The 11,779-nt window shown below is 36.4% G+C and carries 7 protein-coding genes; all 7 read right to left on the bottom strand.

Features of this window, described 5'->3' with window-relative positions; translation table 11 throughout:
* On the bottom strand, positions 1–4,257 hold a 4,257-nt coding region (locus RWL86_RS06235; RefSeq protein WP_314077997.1), incomplete at its 3' end, for a mucin-binding protein.
* Positions 4,258–4,623: 366 nt separating this feature from the next.
* The gene (lpdA, locus tag RWL86_RS06230; RefSeq protein ID WP_314077995.1) at positions 4,624–6,030 is read right to left on the bottom strand and encodes a dihydrolipoyl dehydrogenase; all 1,407 of its coding nucleotides are present in this window, start codon (positions 6,028–6,030) and stop codon (positions 4,624–4,626) included.
* Positions 6,031–6,106: 76 nt separating this feature from the next.
* Positions 6,107–7,441 (bottom strand): dihydrolipoamide acetyltransferase family protein, encoded by a 1,335-nt coding sequence (locus RWL86_RS06225; protein WP_314077993.1) that lies wholly within the window; start codon positions 7,439–7,441, stop codon positions 6,107–6,109.
* A gap of 93 nt (positions 7,442–7,534) precedes the next feature.
* Positions 7,535–8,512, bottom strand: a complete 978-nt coding sequence (locus tag RWL86_RS06220; protein WP_314077991.1) for an alpha-ketoacid dehydrogenase subunit beta — start codon at positions 8,510–8,512, stop codon at positions 7,535–7,537.
* A 2-nt stretch (positions 8,513–8,514) separates the two neighbouring features.
* On the bottom strand, positions 8,515–9,621 hold the full coding sequence (gene pdhA, locus RWL86_RS06215) for a pyruvate dehydrogenase (acetyl-transferring) E1 component subunit alpha (protein WP_314077988.1): 1,107 nt from the start codon (positions 9,619–9,621) through the stop codon (positions 8,515–8,517).
* Between the two features lie 313 nt (positions 9,622–9,934).
* Complete coding sequence (gene dinB / locus RWL86_RS06210) at positions 9,935–10,993, bottom strand: DNA polymerase IV (RefSeq protein ID WP_314077986.1); 1,059 nt, start codon at positions 10,991–10,993, stop codon at positions 9,935–9,937.
* Positions 10,994–11,065: 72 nt separating this feature from the next.
* Entirely contained in the window at positions 11,066–11,776 is a 711-nt protein-coding gene (locus RWL86_RS06205) for a phenylalanine--tRNA ligase beta subunit-related protein (protein WP_314077985.1), read from the bottom strand.
* Positions 11,777–11,779: the final 3 nt, after the last annotated feature.

Raw genomic sequence — 11,779 nt, 5'->3', positions numbered from 1 at the left:
TTCTCCTTCACCCTTAACATTAACTACTTTCACCAATGCTTTTTGTGGATTTGCTTCATACGTAATTGGTGTATCGTTTCCTGGTGTTTCTGGTATTTCTGGTACCTTGTATCCTTTTTTAGGATCTTTTGGATCTACCAGTGTTAATGGTACTAGCGGATTTGTCTTAGGATCCACTGGTTGTGTTGGATCTGTAGGTATTCCTGGTGTGTACCCTGGTTCGTATGGAATTACCGGTAATTCTGGAGTTTTTGGTTTTTCAGGAGTTCCTGGCGTTTCACCGCCTGGGTTTTCATTTCCTCCTCCTGGAGTTTCACCACCTGGGGTTTCGTTTCCTCCTCCTGGAGTTTCACCACCTGGGGTTTCGTTTCCTCCTGGTGTGCTTCCGCCTGGGTTCTCAGGTTGAGGGTTTGGTGTTCCATCCGGATTTTCCGGTGTTTTTGGATAATCTGGATATTTAGGTTTTGTTGCATCTTCTGGATCGTTTGGATATGGAATTGGTATTGGAGTTTTCCCTGGTATCTTCGGTACCCATGATCCTATCTTAGTGTATACAACTTCTTTAGTCATATTCGTTACTTCGCCGTTTGCAGTTGGCGCAGCTGGTGCATCTGTAACTTCCTTAAAATCTGCTACATATCCAGTTAATACAGGGGTTTTTACTGGTGAAAAACTTGTAGCTGTATGCGTATCATCTGCAGTTGGTGTCCAATTACTATAAGTAACTGTTTTGCTAACTAAGTTATATGTTGCAGTACGTTTGTATAATACTTTGTCTACCTTTGTAGGTCGTGCATCTGGAATCTTTTCCCCGTCTGCAGTTTCTTTCTTAACGTAAGTAATTGTACGTGTTACTTCTTTTTCTAAGTCAGATTTTGCTAATCCTGTTTCCGGCCATTTTGGTCCTTCTTCATTATTTGGATCCACCGGTGTATTTGGAGTCGGTGGTGTTGTTACTGTTTCCACTTTTTCTCTTACAATTACATTATACACCTGACTTGGGTCTTGTCCGTCTACATCAGCCGTTGAGTCAATTATTTTATCCCCATTTGTAAATGTGTCTTCAACAATCTCATACCCAGCATTTTTCAGCGCTGTTATTCTAGTATCCACATCTGTTGAAGAGAATGTCTCTCCTACATTACCAGAAAGCGTAATATCATCATATCCTGTTAACGCTTCTGTTGTTGTCTCAGATACTTGTTTCTTGAAGTGAACGACACCTTTACCTGTTGCAGGTGGTGTGTATTCTTCATATACAAACGTTACTGTTGCTAGGCTATCAGATAAAGTTCCTGATTCATCAGCAGAAGTTTTCAATCTTCCATTATCAAGAGTACCATCCTCTAATGATCTTTTCAGTATATATTGTTTACCATCACTAGTTGTAATCGTGTTTAATTTTTTATCGGTAACGTTATAGTTTGTATAACGTAGTCCGCTATCGACAGCAAGGTATGTTCCATCTTCTCCTTTTTTACCTAAGTCAGTCTCTTTTTGATGTTCTTTAGTATTATCAAGTGTTAATACATTTCCAGATACATCTTGATACTTAACTTTAACATCTCCTGACAGCTGAGATCTTATTTCAGATGTCTTCTTACTCTTGTTGATTTTTTCTATAATTTCCTTTTTCTTATCTTCTGGAAGATTCGACTTACTAATAATTCTTCTTGCTAATTCTTTAGACGGTTCTACCGTATCTTGGATTACTGAGAAATCGGCTAGGATAGGTAAGTTATATTGAAGTCTTGGACTTTGCTTATTAACCCCAACACGTTTTTCATTTTCCGCAAACACTTGCACTTTATAGGATACAACGTCTTTACCTAATGGAATATCTCCTGTTGAGAAGTATCCACCTTTACCTAGCTTGTCATTATCGCCACTAATCTCTGTATTAATTATTTCTGATAATTTCTCATCAGAAATTACATTTGAACGTGCAACATTTTCTTTTTCAACAAAATAGCGCGTGAATTTTGCAAGACCATCTGATTCTTTCTCAGCAAGTTCATTAGTATGATATTTTCCATATTCAGGATCTGATATTTCATCAGTTTTTCTAGTTGCTTCCATGTGTGAGCCAAGGATTTTCGCTTCTTTACTACCGTTTCTTGCTTCCGTGTAAGTATAGGCATTTGTGGATCCAATGGCTGATTCTAAGGCAGAGATTTCTTTCTTTAGTTCAATTTTTTTCTCTTCATTAGCTGTTTCTAATTCTACTTTTTTAGCTGCTAGTCTATTCTTTAACTCTTCGCGATGTTTGGCTACTTTATCTGGATCTGTTTGGAGTTCTAATTGGTCTGTATCTGCATGATAGACAATTTTTTTCGCAGTCGGTAATATAAAATCCAATAACTTATAGACACGATCTGGGTCTTTACTTTTTACTGTTCCGTCTGGATTTGTTTCAGCACTACTTATCCACGCTGGAGAGTTCTTTTGAACCTCCCTATCCAATTTCTTGCTAAAACTATTATTGAGATCATTAGCTACAGCTGCATAACTTTTTGCTATAAAAGGAATCCCTTCTTTAAACTTATTAGACGGTTTTCCGTTTTTTTCTACTTCATGCAATTCATCCTTATCTATAGGCAATTCATATATAACGTCTCCACTTTTAGCAAGTTCTTGTTTTACTTCCTCTTTTAAAGCGTCTAGTTTCTCTCTATCTTTTTTTCCTCTACCCGGATATTTTACCGTATATTTGGCATTTGCAAGATCAGTGACTTTTTTATTGTATTCATTTTTCAATAAACTTTTAATAGTATTATTAAACCCACTTAAATCCACACCTTGGCTGTAGCGTTCTTCGTTCTCTACTACTCCGTCAATTCGGTTGATAGTGTGGTCATAGACAGTTTCTTCAGAATTATCCTTTTTAATAGCTTTAACAACGATACGATAAGTTCCTTTTGACCCTTCAAAGTCTGAGATATATCCCGTTACAAACTCGATTTTCAAACGACTTCCATATGCCGTCGAAAAGGCTGTGAACGTTTTTTCAATCCCATTGAAACCTTCAATATTTGGTGCGTGTTGGAGTATATCTTCCCTATCTTTTACAGGTAAGGAAGCAAGTTTAGCTTTATTCTCCGCACTATTCGCTGTCACTATATCAAATGCAGAGCCATCTTGTGCTTTATCATCTTTATTGGCGATAGTACGTCCTTTGGCAAGCATTAACATATATTTAAAGCGACGGTCTAATGCTTGTTCATGAAGATAGATTCGGTCAAGTGCATCAGAACCAAGCATTCCACCTTCTTGACGTTCGCCATTTTTGTTATACCAACCAGTGAAATAACCTTGTTCATTTTTCATTCCAATAGCGAACTTACCAGTTTCACCATCTTTTTTCATAATAGCGGTCCATCCACCAAAGTTACTGATTTCTCTGATTTCACCTGGTTTAAGTGGCACACCTTCTGGATTCTCATCAGTCTTATCAAAACGAAGTTCGTTTCCTAGAGTATCCATGTTTCTCAAGTATGAACGTTCATTATTTTGGAAGTCATCCGGCATATTTTGGATAATCTTCCACATTTCTTCAACTGTAGCAGTATGATTAGGATCATCGAAACTTATGTGAGCATTCGGATCTTGTGCTCCAGGCTCATTTCCTTTTGGTATATTTATCCCTGGTTGATCTGCTTGTACTGTAGACCCCTTACGTTCGGTTAGAGCAGAATTTATTGCTTCGTTATTCTCAGTTCCAGTAGAATTACCAGAAGTTTCTCCAGTAGGAGCATCTCCTGTTTCTCTTCTTACACGGCGACCTCTAGTTGATGAAGTTGATGAAGCACCAAGTTTAGTATAGTAAACTATTACTTCTTCATCTTCAGTTGTTGATGTCACTTCTTTTGCTTCTACAGTTGACTGATTAGGAGCACTATAACCATCTACTATTGGTGAAGTTTGTGCTTCCCATTTCCCTGTTGTCCACTCTTTTGTGCCTTGTTTACGTGTTAAGGTAACTGTTTGAGTAACTGTAGTAGATACTTCTTTACTTTCATCAGCAGCATTTACATACTTGATTGTACGTGTAACTGTTTTTGTTTCTGTTTCACTTGGATTGGAATCTGGTTTCCCAGTTCCAGTTACTCTATCATGTTGTTCTGAGTTCGGTGTAATCTCTCCCGCATGAGCTACGTGTGTGCCCATTGCAAGATAAACGGCACCGATTGCAACGCTGGCAACACCAACGCTGAATTTTCTAATACTATATTTTAATTGCTTATCTCGAAATTTCATTAATTCTCCTCCATTAATTTACGATTCATACTATATCGTTTATCCTGATTAAGAAACAAAAAAACTCGCAAATTATATTCCGAGTAACAATATCGCACACAATCTTATAAGAAAACAAAATGTGCGTAATGACTTTTATTTCTCAATACTTTTCCTTATATCTACTATATTTTAAACAAAATAATATATATTTACAAGCAAAATGAACTTTTTTAGAAAAAAAAAAAAAAAACGAGTTTATTCGACATAATCGCTACTTAAACGGGAAAAAATCGTTTTATTTTTAGTACACCTCTTATAAAATTAAGCTAGAAAAATAAACACAAAAAAAGACCGAGAAAACTCGGCCTTTCAAACGTAAAATGATTAAATATGAATTGGCATTCCTAATGCTAATTCAGCTGTATCCATAATTACTTCAGCTAATGATGGATGTGAGTGGATTGTTAATGCGATATCTTCTGCATTCATACCAGCTTCAACCGCTAAACCTAATTCTGCGATTAAGTCACTTGCATTTACCCCTGCTACTTGAGCACCAACGATTACATTATCGTCTTTTGTTGTAATTAAACGAACAAATCCTTCAGTTGCATTTAATGAAATCGCACGTCCATTTCCTGCTAGAGGGAATTTAGATGCTTTCACTTTTAATCCAGCATCTTTTGCTTGTTGTTGAGTATAACCAACAGAAGCTAATTCTGGATCAGTGAAGGCAACAGCTGGCATTGCACGATAGTCAACAGCAACTGGTTTACCTGAGATTGCTTCAGCAGCAACTTTACCTTCGTAACTTGCTTTATGTGCTAATGCTGCACCAGGAACAATATCTCCAATTGCAAAAATGTTTTTAATATTTGTACGTCCTTGGTTATCTACTTTTACTAAACCACGTTCAGTCATTTCAACACCTACAACGTCTAATCCTAATTCATCAGTGTTTGGACGGCGTCCTACAGCAACCATTACGTAATCTGCAACGATTGATTGTTCTTTTCCTTCAACTTCGAATTTTACAGTTACGCTATCTCCATTATCAACAGCTTCTTTAGCCATTGCTGAAGTAATAACTGTAACTCCTTTTTTAGCGAAATCATCTTCTACTAATTTCACCATATCTTTATCGAACATTGATAGAATGCTTGGAGCACCTTCTAAAATTGTTACTTCAGAACCTAAGTTAGCATAAGCTCCACCTAATTCTGAACCGATTACTCCACCACCGATAACAACTAATTTCTTAGGAACATCTTTTAATCCTAAACCACCAGTTGAATCGATGACACGTCCACCAAATTTGAAACCTTTGATTTCAATTGGACGACTACCAGTTGCAATAATTGCATGGTTGAATGAATAAGTTTGAGCAGAATCTTCTGTCACAACACGTAATGTGTGGTCATCAACTAGGAAAGCTTCTCCACGGATAATTTCCACTTTATTTTTCTTTAATAAGTATTCAATACCAGAAGTTAATTTTTTAACAACTTGGTTATCTTTCCATTCTTGAGTTTTTGCAAAATCTAATACTACTTCTTTTGCAGTTACTCCGAAAACTTCAGAATGTTGAGCTTCTTGATAATGGTGTCCTGCAGAAATTAATGCTTTAGATGGAATACATCCAACGTTTAAACACACACCACCAATATATTCTTTTTCAATAATCGCAACTTTTTGTCCTTCTTGAGCTGCACGAATTGCAGCAACATACCCACCAGGGCCGGCACCAATTACGACTGTATCTAGTTCAATAGCAAAATCGCCTACTACCATCTTTTTCACCTCTTAAAAGTTTTCAATAGTGATACGACGTATACCAAACGGTTTACGTCGTACAACTAATTTATAATTAAGCTTCCATTAATAATAATTCTGGATCAGCTAATAAACGTTTTAATTCATTCATAGCTTTTTGAGCAGTAGCTCCGTCCACGATACGGTGGTCGAAACTTAATGATAATTTCATGTTACGTCCGATTACGATTTCATCGTTTTCGTTAATAACTGGTTCACGAACGATTGTACCTACACCTAAGATAGCTACTTCAGGGTAGTTAATAACTGGAGTGAACCAGCCACCACCTACTGAACCAATATTTGAAATTGTAATTGTTCCATGTCCCATATCAGCTGCAGTTAATTTACCTTCGTGAGCTTTAGCTGCTAATGCATTAATTTCATCAGCAATTCCAAACATGCTCTTAGTATTTGCATCTTTAATATTTGGAACGAATAATCCTAAATCTGTATCAGTTGCAATACCGATATTGATGTAGTTTTTGTACACAATTTCTTGTGTTGTATCATCAATTGAAGCATTTAATACTGGATATTTCTTCATTGCTACTGCTAATGCTTTAACAACATATGGTAAGAATGTTAATTTAGTACCTTGTGCTGCAGCAACATCTTTGAATTTCTTACGGTGATCCCATAATTTAGAAACTTCAACTTGATCATGTAATGTTACGTGAGGAGCTGTATGTTTGCTATTAACCATTGCTTTAGAAATTGCTTTACGCATTGGAGTTAATTTCACGCGTTCTTCACGTTCTGCTGAACCTACGAATGGTTTAGCTGGTTCTGATTTACCTGCTGAAGCTGCTGGTGCCGCTGGAGCTTCTACTTGTGCTGCTGGTGCTTCTACTTGTGCTGCTGGTGCTGCTTCTACTGCAGGAGCTGCAACTGGTGCACCACCGAAGTTATCGATATCTTCACGAGTTACACGTCCGCCTTTACCAGTTGGAACAACTGCTGTAATATCAACACCTTTTTCACGAGCGTATTGACGTACTGAAGGCATTGCTAATACTAATTTACCAGGATTGCTTGCTGCTGGAACTCCTGTTGGTTGTGCTGGAGCCGCCGCTGGTGCAACTGGTGCTTCAACTGCTGCTGGGGCTGCCTCAGGAGCTGCTGGGGCTGGTGCTGCTTCTGCTGGACCAGAACCATCATCGATTACAACGATAATATCTCCTACACGTGCTACTGTTCCTTCTTGAACTTTAACTTCTAAGATTGTACCACTTACTGGAGAAGGAATTTCCTCTACAGATTTGTCGTTTTGTACTTCGAATAAAATATCATCTTCTTGAATTGTGTCACCGACTTTAATGTCGATTTTTACGATTTCGCCTTCTGCGATACCTTCACCGATATCAGGCATTTTAAATTGGAAAGCCATGCTTGTACATCCCTTCTTAATTTTTACTTAAATATTCTAAAGAGCAAATCACCTTTGAAGGGCTTTTTGCTCTTTAGTGAATGATTTTACGAACTAAAAATTGTAAGTTTCGCGAACTTTTGCTTCAATATCACTTGCATTTGGTAACCAGTCATTTTCTGCTTGACCAAATGGGAAGATTGAGTCTGGTGCTGCAACACGACCGATTGGTGCTTGTAAATGTAAAATCGCACGTTCTGAAATTTCAGACATTACCATTGCGCCAATACCTGCTTGACGTTGAGCTTCTTGTACAACTACAACACGTCCAGTTTTTTGAACTGAAGCTAAAATTGTATCTAAGTCTAATGGTGAAACTGTACGTAAGTCAATAACTTCTACAGAAATACCTTCTTTTTCTAAGTTTTCTGCTGCTTTAACAGATTCACGAACCATAGCACCGTAAGTAATAATAGAAACATCTGTTCCTTCACGAGTTACAGCAGCTTTTCCTAAAGGAACTGTATAGCTTTCTGCTGGAACTTCTTCACGGAATGAACGGTATAATTTCATATGTTCTAAGTAAACAACTGGATCGTTGTCACGAATTGCTGAAATTAATAATCCTTTTGCATCATATGGGTTTGAAGGAATAACCACTTTCAAACCTGGGGATTGTGCTACTAAACCTTCTAAGTTATCTGAGTGTAATTCTGGTGTATGTACCCCACCACCAAATGGTGCACGGAATACGATAGGCATTTGACGAGTTCCACCCATACGGTAACGGTAACGAGCTGCTTGAGCAACAACACTGTCCATTACTTCAAATACAAATCCAAAGAATTGGATTTCAGGAACTGGACGGTAACCTTCTAATGCTAAACCGATTGCTAAACCACCAATACCTGATTCTGCTAAAGGAGTATTGAATACACGGTCTTCACCAAATTCATCTTGAAGTCCTTGAGTTGCACGGAAAACTCCTCCGTTTTTACCAACGTCTTCACCGAAAATTAGGACATTTTCATCACGTTTTAATTCTAAAGCCAATGCATCTGTAATGGCTTGAATCATTGTCATTTGTGCCATAATTATTTATTCTCCTTTGCTTCAAAGTAATCAATTTGTTCTTGGATAACATTTGTTGGTTCTTCAAACATTGTCTTCAAGAAGAATGAAACTTTTTGTTTTGGTTGTTTGTCAGCTTCTTTGATTGCTTCTTTAATTTCTTCTTTAGTTGCTTCAATAACTTCATTTTCTTTTTCTTCAGACCATAAGCCTTTAGCTGTTAAGTAGTTACGGAAACGAATTAATGGATCTTTTTTAGCCCATTCATCTTGGATTCCTTCTGGTTGGTAACGAGTTGGGTCGTCCCCTGATAATGTATGTGGACCATAACGGAAGCAGATTGTTTCGATTAATACTGGACCATTTCCTGCAACTGCATACTCACGAGCTTTTTTAGTTACGGCATAAACTGCTAATGGGTCCATACCATCTACTTGAATACCAGGAATACCTGCAGCAACAGCTTTTTGCGCTAATGTTGTAGCAGCTGTTTGTAATTCACGAGGAGTTGAGATAGCCCATCCATTATTTTGAATGAAGAAGATAGCAGGTGATTTGTATGCACCAGCATAGTTAATTCCTTCATAGAAGTCCCCTTGTGAAGATCCACCGTCACCTGTATAAGTAACAGCGACATTTTTCTTACCACGTTTTTGTAATCCTAATGCAACACCTGCTGCTTGAACATATTGTGCGCCAATGATGATTTGTGGTGGTAAAGCTTTTAATGATTCTGGGTACATATTACCTGCAACATGTCCACGAGACCATAAGAATGCTTGTGATAATGGTAAACCATGTTTTACTAATTGTGGTACATCACGGTAACCAGGTAATAATACGTCTTCTTTTTCAATTGCTTTGATAGAAGCTAATTGTGAAGCTTCTTGCCCAGCAGTTGGAGCGTAGAATCCTAAACGTCCTTGACGGTTTAATGCTGTTGAACGTTCATGTAGAATACGTGACCATACCATATCAGTCATTAATTCGACTAATTCATCATCTGATAAATCAGGTACTAGATCTGGATTAACAACATTTCCTTCTGCATCTAACACTTGAACCATTTCAAAGTTCGTGTTATTTGGTGTGAAAAGTGCATCGAGATCGAATTTTTTCTTCGTTGCCATACTTTTTGTTTCCCCTTTTCTTTAAGAAATTGTGCTTCATAACAAAAATGAAGAAACAGAATTTTACTTCTGTATCATTTCTATTATTTTCATATACTAATTTACCATGCTTTTTTTAGTTATGCAAGTAATTAAGTTCGAGTTTTGATTTTTATTTTTTGTGAATTGAATTACAAGTTTTTCTTTATAAATATAGTATTTATTTATGCTTTTTTGTGCAGAAACTTTATCAATTTCAGAAAAAAGCAAAATAAATGATAACTCTCAAAACACTAACTGTATTACAATATGTTTTAGAACTGTATTACTTTTATTAAAACAGTTTTACTTGTTCAAATAAATGATGCGTCTGTTCAAACTGAGAACTAGTAAGTCCAATTAAACGAATGGATTCATTATTATATTCTTCCATCAATAGATGATAGGCTTCTATAGCTAATTTTTCTTTACTCTGGACATAGGTTTCGAGTGTTTTACTTCTTGTTTTTGTTCCAAAATCACTTTGTTTTAATTTAATCGTTATTGTTTTAGCAGCTAATTTATTTTTCTTTAACCATTTTGATATTTGTTCAGAGAATTGCTCTATATATTTCTGTAGCACTTCTTCATCTGTTGTGTCTTCTAATAAAGTTTCTTCTTTACCGTAAGATTTTCTTTCACGATACAATGTTAATTGATCATTCGATTGTCCTCTTACTTGTCGATACAGAGCTTCTCCTTGCTTTCCAAAATATTCAATTAAATACTCTTTTGAACAATTTAAAATATCTTCTCCAGTTAATAATTTTTTCTGATGTAATTTTTTTGCAGTTGCTTGTCCTACACCAAAAAATTTCTCAACAGGCAAAGTTTTAATAAATTCTGGAAATGATTCTTGATCAATTACGGTAATTCCAGCTGGTTTTCTTTGACCGGATGCAATTTTGGCTAAAAATTTATTAAAAGATACTCCTACAGAGCAAGTTAATCCTACCTCTTTATAAATAGCTTCTTGTATTTCTCGAGCAATGATCGTAGCAGAAGTTTGGTTTTTTGTATTCTCTGTAACATCTAGATAAGCTTCATCAATCGACATCGGCTCAACTAAAGGAGTGTATCGATGAAATATTTCTCGAATTTGTAAACTTAATTGTCGATATCGTTCAAAATTTGGAGGAACAATGATTGCTTTTGGACATAATCGTATAGCCTTACTCGTTGGCATTGCAGAGTGTACTCCAAACGCTCTTGCCTCATAAGAACAAGTTGCCACCACTCCACGTTGATTGACTTTTCCACCAACAATAATCGGTTTTCCTCTTAAATGAGGATGGTCCATTTGTTCAACAGATGCAAAAAAAGCATCCATATCAATATGTAATATTTTGCGCATTCGCTTCCTCCTTTCTTTTGTATTTTTTAACTATTCAAAAAGTGGCAGAACAATTGCTCTACCACTTTCCTGTTATAATTCAACTTCGCTATTTTCAGGTGTTACAATATAACTTACTCCTGTTACATTAAAGTATTCTTCGCAACGTTTTTTTAATGCTTCCATTGCAACTGTTGCTCTTTCAGCTTGATCTTTTGTCACAGATTCCATTATAAGAACTGCATTCGTTGTTTCTTCTTGTAACATTGTTCTCTTGGCTTCTCTCCAGTTCAAGCAACGACATACAGCTCCATCATTATCGAAGTGGCAAATTTCGCCTTCTAATGCTGGTGAATCTTCTTCAGCACCTAATGGGAAGAAACTTTCTCCTCCTTTAGCTTTACCTAATCGTAAATCCCCTTGAATTTTATCTAAATCTTCTCCCCCTAATGGGACAGCATATTCAATAGAAATACTATTATAAATATCTACTAATGGAGTAATCAATCGGAATTGATGTCCTTGAGAGACACGTTTTAATAATGCTTCAATAGAAGAACGAGCTCCTTTTTTTGTTTTGAACTTAGAATAGGCTTGTCTCCATTGTTGGATAACAAGATTATCGCTAAACACTTCTTCAGTAAAATGAACTTTAGCTTTTTGACAAGCTTCTTGTAAAATTCCTTCAAAATAAGGATCTTCCGTTTCATCTACAGTATTATTAATCCCTTTTAATACTAAAACATTCACTTGACCTTCTGGAAATAATTCCCAAAATTCTGGTTCTACGATAAATTTTGCCATTTT

The organism is uncultured Granulicatella sp., assembly GCF_963515095.1.
Classification (GTDB): domain Bacteria; phylum Bacillota; class Bacilli; order Lactobacillales; family Aerococcaceae; genus Granulicatella.
Note: the sequence above shows the minus strand (reverse complement) of the source record. Positions and strands in the feature narration are given on the sequence as shown.

Coding starts and splice junctions, on each gene's coding strand:
- pdhA (WP_314077988.1), bottom strand. CDS start 9,621: ATGGCAACGAAGAAAAAATTCGATCTCGATGCACTTTTCACACCAAAT.
- RWL86_RS06220 (WP_314077991.1), bottom strand. CDS start 8,512: ATGGCACAAATGACAATGATTCAAGCCATTACAGATGCATTGGCTTTA.
- RWL86_RS06225 (WP_314077993.1), bottom strand. CDS start 7,441: ATGGCTTTCCAATTTAAAATGCCTGATATCGGTGAAGGTATCGCAGAA.
- RWL86_RS06205 (WP_314077985.1), bottom strand. CDS start 11,776: ATGGCAAAATTTATCGTAGAACCAGAATTTTGGGAATTATTTCCAGAA.
- lpdA (WP_314077995.1), bottom strand. CDS start 6,030: ATGGTAGTAGGCGATTTTGCTATTGAACTAGATACAGTCGTAATTGGT.
- dinB (WP_314077986.1), bottom strand. CDS start 10,993: ATGCGCAAAATATTACATATTGATATGGATGCTTTTTTTGCATCTGTT.